This is a genomic window from Bradyrhizobium acaciae (genome assembly GCF_020889785.1).
Taxonomy (GTDB): Bacteria; Pseudomonadota; Alphaproteobacteria; order Rhizobiales; family Xanthobacteraceae; genus Bradyrhizobium; species Bradyrhizobium acaciae.
Genome location: NZ_JACMYK010000078.1, coordinates 1 through 17,921 on the forward strand (window position 1 = coordinate 1; position 17,921 = coordinate 17,921).

General features: G+C 64.8%; 18 protein-coding genes and 4 pseudogenes. 13 read left to right on the top strand and 9 right to left on the bottom strand.

Features of this window, described 5'->3' with window-relative positions; genetic code table 11:
• Positions 1-225 (top strand): annotated as a pseudogene (locus tag H8A92_RS25410) (hypothetical protein); the annotation flags it as partial.
• A gap of 74 nt (positions 226-299) precedes the next feature.
• On the opposite strand, the gene H8A92_RS25415 reads toward H8A92_RS25410, so the two are convergent.
• Positions 300-929 carry a L,D-transpeptidase gene (locus H8A92_RS25415; protein ID WP_165445527.1) on the bottom strand — a complete coding sequence of 210 codons (630 nt, stop codon included), beginning with the start codon at positions 927-929 and terminating at the stop codon, positions 300-302.
• 176 nt (positions 930-1,105) lie between these two features.
• Between H8A92_RS25415 and H8A92_RS25420 the strand changes: the two genes are divergently transcribed.
• On the top strand, positions 1,106-1,489 hold the full coding sequence (locus tag H8A92_RS25420) for a hypothetical protein (RefSeq protein ID WP_229198302.1): 384 nt from the start codon (positions 1,106-1,108) through the stop codon (positions 1,487-1,489).
• Between the two features lie 62 nt (positions 1,490-1,551).
• Here the strand turns inward: H8A92_RS25420 and H8A92_RS25425 are convergent, their stop codons facing one another.
• On the bottom strand, positions 1,552-2,334 hold the full coding sequence (locus H8A92_RS25425; RefSeq protein WP_229198303.1) for an SDR family NAD(P)-dependent oxidoreductase: 783 nt from the start codon (positions 2,332-2,334) through the stop codon (positions 1,552-1,554).
• Between H8A92_RS25425 and H8A92_RS41205 the strand changes: the two genes are divergently transcribed.
• Entirely contained in the window at positions 2,333-2,620 is a 288-nt protein-coding gene (locus H8A92_RS41205; RefSeq protein ID WP_420831365.1) for a hypothetical protein, read from the top strand. The two genes, H8A92_RS25425 and H8A92_RS41205, sit on opposite strands and share 2 nt — an antisense overlap.
• Here the strand turns inward: H8A92_RS41205 and H8A92_RS41210 are convergent.
• Positions 2,584-2,957, bottom strand: a pseudogene (locus H8A92_RS41210) (NADPH-dependent FMN reductase); the annotation flags it as partial. The gene H8A92_RS41205 and the pseudogene H8A92_RS41210 overlap by 37 nt on opposite strands.
• Positions 2,958-3,134: 177 nt before the next feature.
• On the opposite strand from H8A92_RS41210, the gene H8A92_RS25435 reads away from it, so the two are divergent.
• Both H8A92_RS25435 and H8A92_RS25440 read left to right on the top strand, forming a co-directional pair.
• On the top strand, positions 3,135-3,386 hold the full coding sequence (locus H8A92_RS25435; RefSeq protein ID WP_229198304.1) for a hypothetical protein: 252 nt from the start codon (positions 3,135-3,137) through the stop codon (positions 3,384-3,386).
• Positions 3,387-3,633: 247 nt separating this feature from the next.
• Positions 3,634-5,715: a methyl-accepting chemotaxis protein gene (locus H8A92_RS25440; protein ID WP_229198305.1), complete on the top strand. Its 2,082-nt coding sequence runs from the start codon at positions 3,634-3,636 to the stop codon at positions 5,713-5,715.
• 173 nt (positions 5,716-5,888) lie between these two features.
• Here H8A92_RS25440 and H8A92_RS25445 read toward each other — a convergent pair whose 3' ends face one another.
• Both H8A92_RS25445 and H8A92_RS25450 read right to left on the bottom strand, forming a co-directional pair.
• On the bottom strand, positions 5,889-7,052 hold the full coding sequence (locus tag H8A92_RS25445; RefSeq protein ID WP_229198306.1) for an acyl-CoA dehydrogenase family protein: 1,164 nt from the start codon (positions 7,050-7,052) through the stop codon (positions 5,889-5,891).
• Positions 7,053-7,350: 298 nt separating this feature from the next.
• Complete coding sequence (locus H8A92_RS25450; RefSeq protein ID WP_229198307.1) at positions 7,351-8,028, bottom strand: nitroreductase; 678 nt, start codon at positions 8,026-8,028, stop codon at positions 7,351-7,353.
• Between the two features lie 149 nt (positions 8,029-8,177).
• Between H8A92_RS25450 and H8A92_RS25455 the strand changes: the two genes are divergently transcribed.
• Positions 8,178-8,426, top strand: a complete 249-nt coding sequence (locus tag H8A92_RS25455) for a hypothetical protein (protein WP_229184285.1) — start codon at positions 8,178-8,180, stop codon at positions 8,424-8,426.
• An 89-nt stretch (positions 8,427-8,515) separates the two neighbouring features.
• Here the strand turns inward: H8A92_RS25455 and H8A92_RS25460 are convergent, their stop codons facing one another.
• Together H8A92_RS25460 and H8A92_RS25465 are read right to left on the bottom strand one after the other, a co-directional pair.
• On the bottom strand, positions 8,516-8,761 hold the full coding sequence (locus tag H8A92_RS25460; protein WP_163151073.1) for a PilZ domain-containing protein: 246 nt from the start codon (positions 8,759-8,761) through the stop codon (positions 8,516-8,518).
• A 70-nt stretch (positions 8,762-8,831) separates the two neighbouring features.
• Positions 8,832-9,803, bottom strand: coding sequence for a helix-turn-helix domain-containing protein (locus H8A92_RS25465; RefSeq protein WP_229198308.1), 972 nt, complete (start codon positions 9,801-9,803; stop codon positions 8,832-8,834).
• A 310-nt stretch (positions 9,804-10,113) separates the two neighbouring features.
• Here H8A92_RS25465 and H8A92_RS25470 point away from each other — a divergent pair, with 310 nt between their 5' ends.
• Genes H8A92_RS25470 through H8A92_RS25480 form a run of 3 tightly spaced genes read left to right on the top strand, consistent with a single transcriptional unit; the run spans position 10,114 to position 11,431 of the window.
• The gene (locus H8A92_RS25470; RefSeq protein ID WP_229198309.1) at positions 10,114-10,887 is read left to right on the top strand and encodes a DUF2336 domain-containing protein; all 774 of its coding nucleotides are present in this window, start codon (positions 10,114-10,116) and stop codon (positions 10,885-10,887) included.
• Positions 10,888-10,895: 8 nt separating this feature from the next.
• Positions 10,896-11,198: a PilZ domain-containing protein gene (locus H8A92_RS25475; RefSeq protein WP_163151077.1), complete on the top strand. Its 303-nt coding sequence runs from the start codon at positions 10,896-10,898 to the stop codon at positions 11,196-11,198.
• A gap of 38 nt (positions 11,199-11,236) precedes the next feature.
• On the top strand, positions 11,237-11,431 hold the full coding sequence (locus H8A92_RS25480; RefSeq protein ID WP_229198310.1) for a hypothetical protein: 195 nt from the start codon (positions 11,237-11,239) through the stop codon (positions 11,429-11,431).
• A 27-nt stretch (positions 11,432-11,458) separates the two neighbouring features.
• Here H8A92_RS25480 and H8A92_RS25485 read toward each other — a convergent pair.
• Positions 11,459-12,333: pseudogene (locus H8A92_RS25485) on the bottom strand (MBL fold metallo-hydrolase).
• Between the two features lie 284 nt (positions 12,334-12,617).
• Between H8A92_RS25485 and H8A92_RS25490 the strand changes: the two are divergent.
• Together H8A92_RS25490 and H8A92_RS25495 are read left to right on the top strand one after the other, a co-directional pair.
• Positions 12,618-13,592 (top strand): glycerophosphodiester phosphodiesterase family protein, encoded by a 975-nt coding sequence (locus H8A92_RS25490; protein WP_229198312.1) that lies wholly within the window; start codon positions 12,618-12,620, stop codon positions 13,590-13,592.
• A 75-nt stretch (positions 13,593-13,667) separates the two neighbouring features.
• Complete coding sequence (locus H8A92_RS25495) at positions 13,668-14,300, top strand: DapH/DapD/GlmU-related protein (protein WP_229198313.1); 633 nt, start codon at positions 13,668-13,670, stop codon at positions 14,298-14,300.
• Between the two features lies 1 nt (position 14,301).
• Here H8A92_RS25495 and H8A92_RS25500 read toward each other — a convergent pair.
• Positions 14,302-15,923 (bottom strand): annotated as a pseudogene (locus H8A92_RS25500) (ABC-F family ATP-binding cassette domain-containing protein).
• Between the two features lie 159 nt (positions 15,924-16,082).
• Between H8A92_RS25500 and H8A92_RS25505 the strand changes: the two are divergent.
• On the top strand, positions 16,083-16,526 hold the full coding sequence (locus tag H8A92_RS25505) for a DMT family transporter (RefSeq protein WP_229198314.1): 444 nt from the start codon (positions 16,083-16,085) through the stop codon (positions 16,524-16,526).
• 277 nt (positions 16,527-16,803) lie between these two features.
• Positions 16,804-17,895 carry a hypothetical protein gene (locus tag H8A92_RS25510; RefSeq protein WP_229198315.1) on the top strand — a complete coding sequence of 364 codons (1,092 nt, stop codon included), beginning with the start codon at positions 16,804-16,806 and terminating at the stop codon, positions 17,893-17,895.
• The last annotated feature ends 26 nt before the right edge of the window (positions 17,896-17,921 follow it).

Here is a 17,921-nt window from a genome sequence, read left to right on the forward strand (position 1 = left end):
CCGACGGTCCCCCACACGGCGGTAGCACCGCCGCCAGTGCGCCGGCCGGCACAGGCCTACATCCCGCCGCCGCCGCCGGCATCAGCAGCGCCGCTGCCGGCCCCGGTTGCAGTCTCCCCGCAATCGGCCGTGGCACCGCGGCCCGTGCAACCGCAGCAACAATCCAGTGTTGTCGACGCGGATGATGGCGGCCCGGTGGTTCGGCCGCCGATGCCGCTGCGCTGAAGGCTGACTGACGGCTGAAAAAATGCGGCCGATCGCGATGACGCAATCGGCCGCATTGCACTTCGCTATTCGAATTACGCGCTCTGTCCCGGCGGCAGCACCACCACGGTCGCGCCCGGCTTGACGTGCTGGTAGAGATCGATCACGTCGGCATTGTTCATGCGGATGCAGCCCGACGAGATCGCCTGCCCGATATATTCGGGCTGGTTGGTGCCGTGGATGCGATACAGCGTGTCCTTGTTGCCCTGGTAGAGGTAGATGCCCCGGGCGCCGAGCGGGTTGGCGGGTCCACCGGCGACGCGCGCCGGATACGGCCCGAGCCGCTCCTGAATATCCTTGGTCGGAACCCAATCCGGCCATTCGGCCAGGCGGCCGACGGTGGCGACGCCGGAGAACGCCATCGCCTCCTCGCCGACGGCGACGCCGTAGCGGATCGCCTTGCCGCCGGGCAGCACGTAATAGAGATAGCGCGCGTCGGTATCGACCAGGATCGAACCCGGCTGCTCCTTCCGCGTGTAATCGACAATGTGGCGCTGGAACTGATCGGGGATCCTGGCCTCCGCATAGGGCGGATGCGCCAGCAATTGCCGATCGCGCGGCGTCATCGCAGCATCCGTCACCGGCGACAGCGTCGCCTGCATGCAGCCGCCAAGCGCAAGCGAACCCACCAGCACCGCAGCAAGCCCCAACTTCGACACGATCATTCTCCCCTGCGTCAACTTGCGGCACTTGCTGCCGAAATCGCGCTGAAATCGTGGCAGGCCCGACTGGAACACGGCTGTTTGATCGGTTCCCTCGGCAGGTGTGTCCTGACGGTTGCAGTTGGTTCCCGCGGACGCTAGCCTTGCGACAAAATGTCAAAAACATCGGGAGGAATTCGATGCGTTACGCCCTGCTGGTCGGCGGTCTTATTGTCGCGGCAACACCGGCCCATGCCGATCCGCGCGCAGCGTATGTCACGATGGTGCTGCAGGCCTTTGCGGCCAAGGTCGAGTGCCCCGGCACCGATCTCGTCTATCAGGATCTTGTGCAGCGGGCGCAGGACATGCACCTGCCCGACGGCACCACCGAGCAGGTGCGCAAGGCGATCGCCTTCATGCACACCGGCGGCAAGATGGGTGAGAAGCAGCCCGACGACCTGATGACCGAAGTCGCGATCGCAACCCAGTCCACCGACCTCGACCAGCGCCGCGCCGGCAGCATGACGACCTGGTGCCAGGACCAGAAGTCGCGGCTTGCGGGCTATATCAGGACGAAGGAATAGAAGGCGTTTTCGAACGAAGTGGGCACCGGTTCGCGTGAAGAAAACGCGTCGAAGAAGAATCCTCAATCAAGCTCCGGCGGCGCGAACCAGTTGGTCAGCGACAGGCCGCCGTCGACCACGATCGATGCGCCGGTGACGTAGCCGGAGAGCTTGTGCGACAGCACGGCGAGCGCCATCGGCGCGAGATCGTCCGCCTGGCCAAGCCGGCCAAGCGGAATGTGCCTTGCAAGCGCAGGATCGGCGACGAAGCCGCCGGCCGCAATCGCGCCCGGCACCAGCGCATTGATGCGGATGCCATAGCGGCCCCAGCTCTTGGCCAGCTCCTTCACCAGCATCGCCATGCCGGCCTTCGCCGTCGAGTAATGCGGCAGGTTGCGCGGTGTACCGGCATGCAGCGACGTGAGCAGCAGGAACGAGCCCGGCGACTTCGCAGCGATCAGCTTGCGCGCCAGTTCGCGCGACAGATGAAAGCCGGCATCGAGATTGACCGCGTGCATCTGCCGCCAGGTTTCGTCGTCGACCGCCATCGCATGATCGGCCTCGCGGCGCGGCGGCGACGCGCTATGGACGAAGTGCGTCACTTGACCGACCGTGGCTTGCGCATGCGCCAGCAGGGCCTCGCACGCCACGCGCTGCGCGAGATCGCCGATCCAAGGCACTGCGAGTTCGGGACGCGGAGCGGCCTTGATCGCGGCGACGACCCTGTCCTCATGCAGATCGGCGAACACCGTGCGCACGCCCTCGCCGACCAGCGCCTGCGCGATGGCGCGGCCGATGCCGTTACCGGCGCCGGTCACCAAAGCCGCTTCCCGCGCGGGATCGAAGGGCGATGTGAAAAGGCTCATGATCCCGCTACTCCCGGACTTGCAGACCTGCGCTCAGTATGGCGGCGCCTTGCGCGCCCGCTGTGCCTTGGCGGCTTCGATCCACCAGCTGAAGTCGTCGGCAAAGCGAGGAAAGGCGCGCTCCAGCGACTTGCCGCCCTCGCCGATCGGCTTTCCGTCGGCCGACAAGGTCTGCGCGATCGGCCCCGCGCTGATCGTGCTCGACACCACCACCATGCCCATCTCCGACAACGTGCCGTGCCAGGCGGTCGCGGCACGCGCACCGGCGAACCGCCCCGCCGAATAGCTTGCGATCGCCGCCGGGCGCCAGAACCATTCCTCGAGGAATGATCGGTCAGGTTCTTGAGCCCGGGCTGCATGCCCCAATTGTACTCGCCGGTGACGAACAGGAAGCCGTCGGCGTCGCGGATTTTTCCGGCGAGCGTTTCGAGCACGGCCGGCGCCTGCCCCTTGGGATGTTCCTTGTACATCCGGTCGAGCATCGGCAGGCCGACCTCCTTGGCATCGATCAGCTCGACATCGTCGCCGCGGCCGCGAAGGCCGTCGACGACAAAATGCGCCAGCCGGATGCCCATGCGATCCGAACGATAGGAGCCATAGAGAACGAGAATGCGGTGGGTCATGGCGCGATCCTACCACGGCGCTGCGACAGCCGTCCTGCGGCCGGCGCGCAGATGTTAACGCCGTTCGGCGGGTATTTTCCCGGCGTTAAGCAATTGGTCGCAGGCCGGCCGCGGTGGCCAAAAATTGCCAGATTTGTTTTCTGGATATGTCGTCGCTTCGAGAAAGGAGAACCCGACATGCCGATCGCAAGGCTGGTTTTTGCAGGCTCACTCGCGGCCATCGCCGCCATCGCCACACCGGCGCTGGGCAAGAGTGCCGAGCGACAAAAGCCCGATGAGAAGTCCACCGCCACCACGCCGGCCGGTTGCCAGGCCTACCAGCAGGCCCCTGACGGCACCTGGAACCAGCTTCCCTGCGGCGAGGCGGGCTCCAACGGCGCGACCCAGCACCGCGCCGCGACCAAGGGCGCTGACGACGACGAGCGCTGATCGTCACACCATCAGGTGTCGCCCTGGCGAAAGCCAGGGCCCATAACCACCGAAGGTGATTGTTGCACGACGCTGGGGCCACAGCCCTCTCGAACAACACGACCCTGTGGTTATGGGTCCTGCTTTCGCAGCGACGACGATCGGGATGTACGCCGCGCCGCACACGACTCCCGGATCATAAACCCAAGCTTAATGCGCACCCGGTACGGTTGAGGCCTCTCCTCCCGTCAAGAATGGCGCGCATCCCATGAAAATCGGTACTCTCCTGACGGCCGCGATCGTCTCGTTATCAGCGGTCGGCGGCGGACTGGCGGCCTATGTCGCTGTCACCAAGTACCAGACCATGGACAAGATCTCGACCGCGCAGAGCCGGCTCGAAATCGTCCGCGCCGTTGGCGATATCCCGCGTTACATGAACCCCGAGCGTGGCTACGCCACCAACCTCTTGCTTGGGGGGGCCACGATCGATCCGAAGCAGATTGCCGAACTCGACCGTCAGCGCCAGCTGACCGACGGTGCGCTTGCCAAGGTCAACCAGGTGCGCGCCACCCTGCCGGGATCGCTCGACGACGGCGAAGCCGTCGCCCGCGAGATCGACGCGCTGAAGGTGAAATTTGCCGGACTGCGCGACGCCATCGCGACTGCGATCGCAGGGCCAGCCGATGCACGCCGCGCGGCCGCCGGCAAGATCGTCGCCGACAACTCCACGTTCAATGCCGGCGTCACCACGCTGCTCGACGAGCAGGTGCGCCGGCTCGCCGGCCTCGACGGCAATGCCTATCGCCAGGCCAGCTACGCCAACGTCGCCTGGACCTTGCGCGACATCGGCGGGCTGAATGCCAGCCTGCACAAGGCGCTGGTCGGCGCCAGGCGCGTCGCGACCGAGCCGGAGAAGCAGGAGCTCTATCGCTCGACCGGCCGCACCGAGCAGATCCTCTCGACCTTGCAGGAGCTGCGCAACAATCCCGCGACGCCTGCCAACGTCATGACGGCGCTCGGCAAGATGCAGGCCGATTATGTCGAGCGGTTCGGCAAGGCGCTGAAGCTTGCCAAGGAAGGCGCAGTGACCGGCAAGTACGAGCTGGATCTCGACGCCTACTACCCCGAATCGCAAACCGGCCTCGCCGCCATCATCACCGTCCGCGACGCGTTCTACGAGAATGCCGAGCAAGGTCTTGCCGCCGCCTATTCATCGGCACGCGTCAGCTTCGTGGTCGCGCTGTCCGGGCTGCTCGCGGTCATTGCCGTGAGTGCCGCCCTGATCGTCATGGTCCGCCGCCGCATCCTCAACCCGATCGCCGCCCTCACCGGCCGGATGTCGCGCCTCGCGGCGGGTGACGTCGCCGAGGCGATCCCGGGCGCTGCGCGCAACGACGAGATCGGCGCGATGGCTGCCGCCGTGCAGGTGTTCAAGGACAACAAGATCGACGCCGATCACCTCGCGACCGAGAAGGAAGCCGAGAACGACGTCAAGATGCGCCGCGCCCGCGTGCTCGACGATCTGACACGCGCCTTCGAGGCCAAGGTCACGGAGCTGGTCGGCGGATTGTCCGCGGCGTCCTCGGTGATGGAGAACACGGCGCAATCGATGTCGGCCACCGCCGCAGCAACCAACCGGCAGGCCGCGGTCGTCGCGGCGGCGTCCGATCAGACGTCGACCAACGTGCAGACGGTCGCGAGCGCGACCGAAGAACTGACCTCCTCGATCTCGGAGATCGCCCGCCAGGTCGCGACCTCGACCGAGATCGCCGCGCGCGCGGTCGATCATGCCCGGCGCACCGGCGACACCGCCCGCTCGCTGGCCGAGGGCGCCCAGAAGATCGGCGACGTCGTGACGCTGATCCAGAGCATCGCCGCGCAGACCAATTTGCTGGCGCTCAACGCCACCATCGAGGCGGCCCGCGCCGGCGAGGCCGGCCGCGGCTTTGCCGTCGTCGCCTCGGAAGTGAAGTCGCTGGCCGGCCAGACCGCGAAGGCAACCACAGAGATTTCCGAGCAGATCACCGCGATCCAGACCGCCAGCGACGAGACCGTGACCGCCATCCGCAGCGTCGTCGACGTCATCACCGAGATCGACCAGATCGGCACCGCGATTGCCGCTGCAATCGAGGAACAGGGCTCGGCGACCAAGGAAATCTCGCGCAGCGTTCAGGAAGCCGCGCGCGGTACGCAGGAAGTCAATTCCAACATCTCCGGCGTGCAGCGCGCCGCCGACGACACCGGCGCGGCGGCAACCCAGGTGCTGGGCGCGGCCGAGCAGCTCTCGACGCAGTCCAAGGACCTCGCCGGCCAGGTCAACCGATTCCTGTCAGACGTGCGGGCGGCATAATCGACGGCACGCCGCTGTCAAAGGGCGGCAGATATTTTCTCCCTGTCATTGCGAGCGCAACGAAGCAATCCATCGCGCCGCGAGTGGCAGCATGGATTGCTTCGTCGCTTCAGCGCAAAATTGCTTCGCAATTTTGTCGCGAGCTCCTCACGATGACGAGGTTTGGCAGCCCTCTAGCCGCCACGCAGGCCAAGCACACGGCGGGCGATCGCCTGGCGATGGACCTCGCTCGGACCTTCGTACACCCGCATCAGGCGGGCCTTCTGCCAGAGCGCGTTCAGCGGCAATTCCAGCGTCACGCCGAGTGCGCCGAGCGTCTGCATGGCATGGTCGCAGGCGTCATAGGCCATCTCGGTCGCGAACACCTTGATCATCGAGGCCTCGTGGCGGATGTCCTCGCCGCGGTCGGTCTTGTCGGCGGCCTCGCGCACCATCAGCCGGCACGCATGCATGCGGGTGGAGATATCGGCAATCCACCACTGGATCGCCTGGCGCTCGGCGAGCTTGACGCCGAACGTCTCGCGCTGCTTGGCGTGCTCGCACATCATGTCGAGCGCGCGCTTGGTGATGCCGACGCAGGTCGAGCCCATCTCGAGCCGACGCGTGCGCAGGCGCAGCTGCATCGGCGCGTAGCCCTTGCCGACCTCGCCGAGCACCGAATCCTTCGGGATGCGGCAGTCCTCGAACACGATCTCATAGGTCGAGCCGCCGCCGACCATCGGGATCTCGCGTTCGATGATGAAGCCCGCCGTGCCCTTCTCGACGATGAACGAGGTGATGCCGCCCTGGCGCTGATCGTTGCCGACCCGCGCCATCACGATGATGAAGTCGGCAGCGCGCGCATTGCTGATCCAGATCTTGCGGCCGTTCAATACCCACTGTTCGCCTTCGAGCACCGCACGCGTCTTCATCCCTGCGGGATCGCCGCCAGCGCCGGGCTCGGAGATCGCGATCGCCGATGTCATCCGGCCCTCGATATAGGGCTGCAGATATTTCTTCTTCTGCGCGTCGGTGCCGACCGCCTGCAGCATGCGCAGGTTCGGCGAGTCCGGCGGCAGCACGAACGGCACGCAGCTGCGGCCGAGCTCTTCGTGCACCGCAGCCATCGTCCGCGTCGGCAGGTCGTGGCCGCCGAGATCCTCGAGCGCATCGAGGCCCCAGAGGCCGAGCTCCTTCGAGACGTCGCGCAGCCGTTTGCGCTGTTCCGGCGTGAGCTCGGGATGATCGCTGCCGGGCAGTTTCGATTTCAGATATTGCGGCTCGAGCGGGATCAGTTCGCGATCGACGAATCTCGCGACGGTCTCGCGGATCATGGCTGTCTGTTCGTCATCGCTCATCTGGGATTCCTCGCCTGTGCTGTTGTGCCTCACAAATCCAGTAGCGCATTTTTTGTCGGCACAAATAGCGGAAACGCGCCCCCACGCTCACTGTCGCTCGAGGGTTTCATGGTGCGGAATTCAATATCCCGCGGCGCGGTCAGCGACCACGCAATTGCGCGAGATGCGCGGGCGCCTCGACCAAGTCATCACGCAGCACGAGGTTGTCGGCTGCAAGGGAGCGATCGACGATCGGCGTCTCGAGCGCCGTTGCAGTCTTGTTGAACAGCGTGATCCTCGCTGCCAGATACAGACGTGCCTAGTCGGCAAAGCCGACGTAGCTGACGAAGTCGCTGTTGGCCTCGCGGTCCGACCGCACCGCGTTGGCGGCAAAGCTGTCGTCGGGATAGCCCATCGCGACGCAGGTCATGATCACCTGGTCTTCCGGGATATTGGCGACCTCGCGCACGATGTCGGAGCGCATGATGCCCTGGCCGTTGATGACGCTGCCAAGGCCGCGATCCCAGGCCGCCAGCACGATGCCGTAGCAGAGCGCGCCGAGATCGAAATGGCAGACCGCGCCGGGATCGAGGATGCGGTCGTAGGTCAGGACCAGCGAGACCGGGGCGTCGAACTGGCGGAAACCGCGCAGCACCCAGTCCTGCCGCATCGGCTTGTCGTCACGGGCGATGCCCATGGCGCCGAACAGCTTCTTGGCGATGTCGACCTGGCGGCCGCGGTGCACGCCCTGGTACTCACCGTGGCTGACAATGTCGCGCTTGGCTTTGGCGCCGGCGATCATCTCATCCATATTGCGGCGACGCACTTCCTCCAGGGGCGCCCCAGTCAGGACGTGGACGTGCCAGGGCTGGGTGTTCATCGAGGACGGCGCCCGCTTGGCCACCTCGATGATCTCCTCGACGGTCGCTCGCGACACCGGCTGCTTCTTGAACCCGCGCACGCTTTTGCGTGTCTGTACCAGCGCCTCGAATTCCATTCCGCGTGTCCCCCGATTTGTTCCGCACTGCACGCGGAATTTCTCACGACTATCCGGGCATTTTATAGACAAATTTGGCTGTGGGAACTTGATCGGGCCAAGAATCCGATATCCAATCCGGCCACTGGTTTGGTTTAGGGAGAACCCAGATGAAGCGGATTTTCTTGGCGGCCGTGATCGCGACCTTTGCCGCCGGTTCGGCATTTGCTCAGGACGCCTCCTGCGAGACGAAGGCCGTCGGCAAGGACGGCAAGCCGCTGGCCGGCGCGGCCAAAACCTCGTTCATGAAGAAATGCACGATGGATTCCTGCGAGACCAAGGCGGTCGGCTCCGACGGCAAGAAGCTCGCCGGCGCGGCCAAGAACTCGTTCATGAAGAAGTGCCAGAGCGGCGCCTGATCGCACCCCAGATCGAGACAAACCATCGGGTCGCGCCGGGCGCGGCCCGAACGGCTATTGACGAGCAGGCGGCCAAGGTCGGCGGGCTCTCAGAACGAGACGCCGACCCGCACCCCCCTGCTCCAGACCCGCCGGCAGCGCTTCTTCGTATTGCCGTGGAACATTTCAAAACGTTCCGGCAGCTGGATGGGCTTTGAAAATTCCAGGCAGGCCCCGCCGGCGGAATAGTCCACCAGCCGGCATTCGATCAGCGGCGCCTTCGGTTCAAGCTGGAGCTTGACCACACTGGACACGCATCCCGTCGGTCGAACACGCGCAAATCGCCGGGGATGCATCAGGCCGCCTCTGGTGGAATCGTACCCGCAGGTTCCTCGGCCGGCGTTAAGATTCCGTTCAGGCGGATTGTTACGCTTCGTGTCTGCTCGATGACGGATCGGCGCGCGGGACGCCTGGACGGCGCGAGGCCGCCAGCGTCTCCGACGGTGCTTCGCCGAACTGCGACCGGTAGCTCCGCGAGAAATCGCTCAGGTGCCAAAATCCGTAGGCCAGCGCGCAGGCCTTGACGCTCGGCGCCCCGGCGAGCAGTTGCTGGCGTACCAGCCAGAGTCTGCGCAACCTCAGGTAGCGATGCAGGCTGACGCCCCGGTAACGCAGGATAGCGTCATGCAGCGTGCGCACGGACACGCCGATCTGCCTGGCGAGCTCGCCGCTGTAGATTGGATGGGCGACGTCGCCGGCCAGGATGGCGCGCGCGTCGTTGAAGACCTTGAACTGGCGCGTCGTGTTGGCCCGTGTCGCCCACTTGGCCGGCACGATCTCGGCGAACGCGTTGTCGATCGCGGCGAGCAGCGTCTCCTTGATCGATGCCCCGGTGGCGAACTCCGCAATCGTCACCTGTTCCGACGTGACGAGCAGAACCTGCCTGACCACCTCGCGCAGCCGATCCTGCGCGCGTTGGGAGATCTCGTGAATGCTGAAATGGAGACCAGGGTTCGGCCAACCACGGTCGACCATCTCGGGCGAGAAGATCACCGAGGCATATTGGCGGGGTGTCTCCTCCACGGAGGTGTAGAACGCACCGCCGCCGCCGAGCACGATCGCGGCGCGATCGCGCTCGACGCCGTTGAACCGCATCGGAACGCCGTCGTCCATCGTAAAGCCGACCGCGGTGGTATGCGGCGCAAGCTGCGCGTCGACGATCCTGGGAAAGGACTGCGTGTAGTTGAGCTCGCATCCCGGCAAACTCAGGATGATCTGCTCGGCCGAAATCTTCCGCGCAAGCGGCGTGAAATCAACATCCAGATTTCGGATCGAACTCCGGAATGCATCAACATCGTCAAAACGAAAGACTCTCGGCACCAGCAATGGCGCCGTCAAATGACTGCTCCTATGAAATGATCTTGAAAATTTGCGCGCGGCGCGGCGTCCTGCGTGCCCGCATCATCGATAATGTCCATGCACCAAATGCGAATCGTCCAATAAATTCAACGGGAAAAATGCGGTCCGTTGGACGGACCCAACAATCAGACAAAGTATCGCTGCTGCCGAATTTCGATAGTGTTTACCGGAATATCCACCGGTGGATCGGCTCTCCCCATCAAACTCTATACCCCTATTAAAGATTCGGGGAGCAGATTGACGTTGGGAACACTGACGTTCCTCGTCGCGGAACATTTTAGGTACCGCAATGACAGTCATTGCCTCGCCCGATCTTTTTGCCAAACTCGACCATGTCCTGAAAGCCGGCTCCCCCGATCTCCGCACGCGCATGCTGCGGGAGGTGGCCAGCCTGTTTCTGGATGACGTTCATCGCCTCAGCGCGCATCACGTCGAGATGTTCGACGGCATCCTGGTTCGCCTGACCGACGGCGTCGAGCTGCGGACCCTGACCACGCTCAGCCGCTCGCTCGCCGACTTGCCCGTGGTGCCGCGGGAGCTCGCACGCCGCCTGGCCAATCATGATGACGCCGATGTCGCGGCACCGATCCTGCGAAAGTGCGACTGCATTCCGGATGCCGACCTGATCGACATCGCCTGGATGCGGGCCGAGGGACACCTCTGCGCGATCGCCGGCCGCAGGGCGGTCAACGCGGAGCTCACGGACATTCTGCTGATGCGGGGCGACAGCAGCGTGCTTCGCGTTCTCGCGGGCAATCCCGGCGCCGCCATGACCAGCGCGGGTCTTGCGATGATGGTCGATGCCGCCGAGCGCGACGACGATATTGCGGACGAGTTGATCGCGCGCAGCGACCTGCCTCACCGCGTCGTCGCCGATCTCGCGATACGATCCACGCCGCGCCGGCAGGCCCGGCTGCTCAAGCTCGCACGTCCCGAACTTCGGGACACGATCCGCGGCGCCATCGATGCCGGCACAGCCCGCGCCTCCGCAGACCCGCCCGCCACCATCGATTATGTAGAGGCGCGGGCCGCGGTGATTGCGAAACGCTCTCGGGCGGTGTGAGTGGTGTCATGACGTATGGTGACCGCAGGGCGGAGCGCGTCAAACTCGATACGCGCCATCCCGTCAACCTCATGGGCGTCGACGGCACATGGCGGCGGAGCTGCATCCTGCTCGACGTCTCGCAGAGCGGCGCCCGACTCGAGGTCGATGGAACACTCGACGTGCTGAAGGCGCAGGAGTTCTTCCTGGTGTTGTCCTCGCGGGGACTGGCCTTCCGCCGCTGCGAGCTGGTCCGTGTCGACGGCAGCGAGATCGGTGTCAGATTCATCGAAGAAAGAAAGCGCAAGGGACGCGCCGTCATTCCGAAATGAGGATTTACGCAGACCGGCCTGAGGGGGAAGTTGACGACATGACAACGCACAGAGCGACAGATATCGAGGTGTCGACCACCTCCGCCGCGCCATTGCGCGGGACCATCGAAATCGACTGCGCCGGCATCGTCGCGACGTTCGCGATCGATGAGGAACTCGCGCATCGCCTGTGCGCTGATCTCGAACGGTTTCTGACCCAGGTCCCGCGGCGCGTCCGCACCGCGCGCGTCTGACAGCACCGAGCACCCGGCGGCCCGCGCCTACTCCCGCTTGAAGCGATAGTCGAAGCGATCGCCGTCCGCCTTGATCAGACCGACCGTCGGGGCGGGAAAATGGATCGGCAGGATCAGTGTGTCGGTCTCGGCAACCGAGGCAAAGAATTTTCGCCGCGATAGAGCCGACTGCTTCGGATCCCAATCGGGCTTGGCCGACCACTCCGGCTCGCGGCACTGGATCGCGTGGTGCATCAGATCGCCGGCGACCACCGCGCGCTGCCCCTTCGAGAAGATGTTGACGCAGCAATGGCGGGGCGAATGGCCCGGCGTCGGCGTCAGCGTGACGGTGTCGTCGAGCGCATAGTCGTCGTCGACCAACAGCGCCTGCCCGGCCTCGACGATCGGCAGGCAGTTGTCGCGAAACACCGTGCCGGGCGGATTGGCGCCCTTGGCATTCTCGGCCTCCCAGGCCGCATACTCCCCCTTGTGGAAGACGTATTTCGCGTTCGGGAAGGTCGGCACCCAGCGCCCGTCACGCAGCGTGGTGTTCCAGCCGGTGTGGTCGATATGCAGATGGGTGCAGAACACGTAATCGATCTGCTCGCAGGAGATGCCGAGCGCAAACAGTTCGTTGCGCCAGCGCGCCTTGCCCGGGAAGTCGAACGGCGGCGGGTGTCCCTTGTCCTCACCGGTGCAGGTGTCGACCAGGATGGTGTAGCGCGGCGTCCGCACCACGAAGGTCTGGTAGGTGATCAGCATCATGCCGCGCGCGGCATCGAAGACTTCGGGCTCCATCGTCTTCAAATGATGCTTGAACACATCGTCGTTATAGGTCGGGAAGAATCCTGCGGCCGCCGCCACGGCCCCTCGCGCTCGATCACCGCGTCGATCGTGATGTCGCCGATCCTGATCTGCTTCATGCCGTTTCACTCCCGCTTTTTTGCAAAGCGTAGCGGGCAGCGCCCGGCCTCACAAGCCGAACGCCACGCAGCGCCCCATGCGACATTGCATTGCCGGGAACGCTGCTGCCGCAATTCATCCGGAACGTTGTCCATGCTGCGGAGATGACCCATCGCGCGAGCAGAATTGCTTGCGCCATATTGAGGTCGATTGCCGCATCCGACGTCTTGAGGGATTGGGCTGCCGCAAATCGACCCAAAACGGCTCCTACCCGGAGCGACGGTCCAGCAAGGAAACGAGTCGCGTGGGCAGGAAATTGAAATACGCGGCAGCGGCGATCGTTGCCGTCACAGCCGGAATCTACCTCAACAACTCCAGCCTTTTCGGGCCCCACTCCGGCGGCAAGCCTGTGCTCCTCGCCCATCGCGGCATCGCGCAGCGCTTCGACGAACGCAATCTCAGGAACGACACCTGCACCGCGGCGCGCATGCTGCCGCCGAGCCATGACTACCTCGAGAACACGATCCGCTCGATGCGGGCCAGTTTCGATCGCGGCGCGGATATCGTCGAGTTCGACGTCCATCCGACGACCGACGGCGAATTCGCGGTGTTTCACGACTGGACGATCGATTGCCGGACCGACGGCCAGGGCGTCACCCGCGAACAGGCGATGGCGCGGCTGAAGATGCTCGATATCGGCTATGGCTACACGGCCGATGGCGGCAAGACCTTTCCATTCCGCGGCAAGGGCATCGGCCTGATGCCGTCGCTGGATGAGGTGCTCAAGACCTTTCCGGATCGCCGGTTCCTGATCAACATCAAAAGCCGCGATCCCGCCGAAGGCGAGAAACTCGCGGCGGTCTTGAGCCAGCTCCCCGCCGAGCGGCGCAAGCTGATCATGGTCTATGGCGGCGACCAGCCGATCGAGGCCGTCCGGCGTCTTTCGCCGCAGACGCGCACCATTTCGCGTGCGGCGATCAAGAGCTGCCTGGTTCGCTATCTCGGCTATGGCTGGACCGGCATCGTGCCGAGCGCCTGCCGCAACGCCATCGTGCTGGTGCCGATCAACTACGCGTCCTGGCTATGGGGCTGGCCGGACCGCTTCCTCAACCGCATGGCCGCGGCCAACAGCGCCGTCTTCGTGCTCGGCCCCTATCAGGGCGGCGAGTTCTCGACCGGGGTCGACGATGCCGACACGTTCCGGCGACTACCGGAAAACTATTCCGGCGGCATCTGGACCAATGAAATCGAGGCCATCGCCCGCCTCACCGGCCGGTAGATCCGCATCTTCTGTCATCTCACGGTAACAGAAATCGTGCGACTGAGACGGCTCGCCGCATCGAGGACAAACCTTATGACCGAACCAAATCCTTCCCTCCCCAAGCTTGCCGAAACCGTCATCGAGCCGACGGTCAAGCTGCGGGAGGTCAAGGTCGGACGTTGCTGCGAAGTGCTCGGCGACACCGCGATCGAATACACCGAACTTGGCGATTACTCCTATCTTGGCAGCGGCTGCATGGTCGCCGACGCCGTGATCGGTCGTTTCTGCGCGATCGCCGCGCAGGTCCGGATCGGTGCGCCCAATCATCCGGTCGAGCGCCCGTCGCAGCATCGCTTCACCTACTGCCCGGAATATTACTCGGCCTCCGCCGAGCGCGATCACGGCTTCTTCAGCGATCGGCGCGCGGACCGCGTCGTGATCGGCAACGACGTCTGGATCGGCCATGGCGTGATCGTGTTGCCCGGCGTCACCGTCGGAGACGGCGCGGTGCTGGCAGCCGGCGCAGTGGTCTCGCGCGACGTCGCGCCCTATACGATCGTCGGCGGCGTGCCGGCCCGGCCGATCAAGGAGCGGTTCAGCCGCAAGATCGCAGCCGAGCTGTCGCAGATCGCCTGGTGGAATTGGCCGGCTGAGACCATCTGGGAGCGCCTCCCGGAATTCCAGTCCGGCGACGTCGAAGCATTTTGCGCGCGGTGGCGGGCTTGAGCTAGCTCCGCAGCCCCGGCGCTTCGTGACCGGTGCGCGCGACATATTCGGTGTAGCCGCCGCCAAATTGGTGGATGCCTTCCGGCGTCAGCTCCAGCACGCGGTTGGAGAGCGCGGCGAGGAAATGCCGGTCATGCGAGACGAACAGCATGGTGCCCTCGAACTCGGCGAGCGCGTTGATCAGCATTTCCTTGGTGGCGAGATCGAGATGGTTGGTCGGCTCGTCGAGCACCAGGAAGTTCGGCGGATCGAACAGCATCTTGGCCATCACGAGCCGCGCCTTCTCGCCGCCCGAGAGCACCCGGCATTTCTTCTCGACGTCGTCGCCCGAGAAGCCGAAGCAGCCGGCAAGCGCGCGCAACGAGCCTTGGCCGGCCTGCGGAAATGCATCTTCCAGCGACTGGAACACGGTGCGCTCGCCGTCGAGCAGATCCATCGCATGCTGGGCGAAATAGCCCATCTTGACGCTGCCGCCGACCGCGACCGCGCCGTCGTCGGGCTCGGTTGAACCGGCGACCAGTTTCAGCAGCGTCGACTTGCCGGCGCCGTTGATGCCCATCACGCACCAGCGCTCGCGGCGACGGATCATGAAGTCGAGCCCGTCATAAATGCGCTTGCTGCCATAGGCCTTGTGAACGTTCTTCAGGCTGACGACGTCCTCACCGGAACGCGGCGCCGGCTGGAATTCGAACGCCACGGTCTGGCGCCGCCGCGGCGGCTCGACCCGCTCGATCTTGTCGAGCTTCTTGACCCGGCTCTGCACCTGGGCAGCGTGGGAGCGCGCGCCTTGAAACGCTCGATGAACTTGATCTCCTTGGCGAGCATCGCCTGCTGCCGCTCGAACTGCGCCTGCTGCTGCTTGTCGGAGAGCGCGCGCTGCTGTTCGTAGAACTCGTAATTGCCGGAATAGCTCGTGAGCTGGCCGCCGTCGATCTCGACCACCTTGTTGATGATGCGGTTGATGAACTCGCGGTCATGCGACGTCATCAAGAGCGCGCCTTCATAGCCCTTCAGGAACTGCTCGAGCCAGATCAGGCTTTCGAGATCGAGATGGTTGCTCGGCTCGTCGAGCAGCATGACGTCGGGACGCATCAGCAGGATGCGGGCCAGCGCCACCCGCATTTTCCAGCCGCCCGAGAGCTTGCCGACGTCGCCGTCCATCATCTCCTGGCTGAAGCCGAGGCCCGCCAGCGCCTCGCGCGCGCGGCCGTCGAGGGCGTAACCGTCGAGTTCCTCGAACTGGTGCTGCACCTCGCCATAGCGCGCGATGATGTCGTCCATCTCGTCGGCCTTGTCGGGGTCGGCCATCGCGGCCTCGAGTTCCCGCAGCTCGGCCGCGACCACGCTGACAGGTCCCGCCCCGTCCATCACCTCGGCGACCGCGCTGCGGCCGGACATTTCGCCGACATCCTGGCTGAAATAGCCGATCGAGATGCCGCGATCGAGCGAGACCTGGCCCTCATCGGGGACTTCCCGGCCCGAGATCATCCGGAACAGGGTGGTCTTGCCGGCGCCGTTCGGCCCGACAAGGCCGATCTTCTCGCCCTTCTGGAGAGCGGCGGAGGCTTCGATGAAGAGGATCTGGTGGCCGACTTGCTTAGAGACGTTATCGAGGCGGATCATGCTTTAATGCTGGGGAAATGAGGGTTTGCGGCCTCTTATTCGATCTGGGACGTGGGTGGAAGCCCATTCCGCGGGTTTCGCGCCGCGCTTCATGCATGCCACGATCGTTGCCGATGGAATATGACAGGAATCCTTCGGCGATCGGTTCTGGGGCATCACATGCAGGTCTGGTTTCTCTATCTTCTCGCGCTCGGCGCCGGCATTGCCGTCGCCGTGCAACAGGTCCTGAACGGCAATCTCAGGTCCGCCCTCAACTCACCGGCCTGGGCCGGCCTCGTCAGCTATCTCGGCGGGCTCGTGACGATGGCGGTCGTGCTGGTCGCGACGCGGGAGCCGGCGCCGTCCTGGAAGCTGGTGTCGGCTGTGCCCTGGTGGGCCTGGAGCGGCGGCATCCTAGGCGGCGTTTTCATCCTGCTGATGATCCTGCTGCTGCCGTCGCTCGGCGCCGCAACCCTGCTGGCGCTGGTGGTCGCGGGCCAGATGCTCGCCGGCATTGCGATGGACCATTTCGGCATGTTCGGACTGACGCAGCATCCGGTGTCGATTTCGCGGCTGGCCGGCATCGCGCTTATCATCGGCGGCGTGCTTCTGATCAAGGATTGAGGCCATCGACAAGCCGGTCGCCGCGATCGATTCCCTGAATGAGAAAGCTTCGCTGAATCCGGCGTCGACTGACGTTATGACGCAACCACCCCGACCATCTCCGGGTGTGGACACCTGCCGATTCGTCGCTTAGCTGTAGGCACCCGCCCTCGTCATTGCGTCATGCGGGACCGACCATCCCTGTTCATTTGCGTCAAAGAAGTATTGCGCATCCCGCCAGTGTCGAGAGGCCGCATCCCGGACTTCGGCGCGAGTCGGAGGCTGCGAGGAGCATCACATGACCCGTCGTTTCCGTTTGGCCACTGCGCTGGCACTGCTGCTCGGCAGCTCCGGCGCCGCGCTCGCCCAGTCGCTGCCCGACTACATGGCACCGATCGCGGGCAAGACCTCCTCGACGCCGGCCGATGTCGCGACCAAGGACGTGCTTGCGCTCAACACGGGCATGTTCGAGCTCTACGGCGATGCGGCAAGGATCTTCCAGAAGAACGTCCTCGACAAGCACCCGGTCATCCTCGGCCTGTTCTCCGGCGCCGGCGGCCGCCTGATCCTGTACCGGCCGGGCAAGCCGCCGACCGAGGCGCCGCAGGTGCCGATCGTCTATCAGTTGCTCAAGTCGGTAGGCCACAGCACCATGGCGCTGGCCGAAGTGGTCGGCCCCTATGTCAACAATCCCGACGACAAATCATGGCGCGGGTCGATGCAGGCCTATCGCAGCCGGATGCAGTCGGCGCTCGATGGGCTCGATGCCACGCCGATGCAGGCGGACTGGCGTGACAACAACCGCGCCATTCTCAAGAACAACCTTGCCTTCATGGACGAATGCCTCACCGCCGGCGCCATCCCCTTCGCGACGCTCGAGGCGTTCGGCAAGAAGCAGGCCCCGCTGCTGGCCAAGAACGTCGCCTGGGCCGCGCAGACCCAGGTCGGGCACTGGATGACGGTGATGGCCGACTGGAAGACCCAGCTCGGCGCCGACTGGGACAAGACCTACGGCGCGAGCAACACGATCTATGTGGCGCGACAGAACAACGTGATCTTCAGCGTGCTGGCGCAGTTCTTCGGGCCTGATGCCATCAACAGCCGCCTGATGCTGATCGAGACCATCTCCTTCACGACGACGCCGTCGGACATGCTGGAATCGCTGACCCGGATCATCGCCGACCGCTCGGTCGGCGCGCTGTTCTTCGGCAGCTACCATCTGATGGACTATGAGTTGATGGGGGGTGACGCGCGCGAGGCGATCATCGCCGAGACCAAGAAGCGCGGCATGACGACCTTCCTGCCGCCGCTGGTGCCGTTCGGTTCCAAGCAGTGGCCGACGCTGATCACGCCGGGCCCGGGACCGGCCACCATTGCCGACCTCAAGTGAGGCCAAAGCGACAAGTGAGAGGGCTA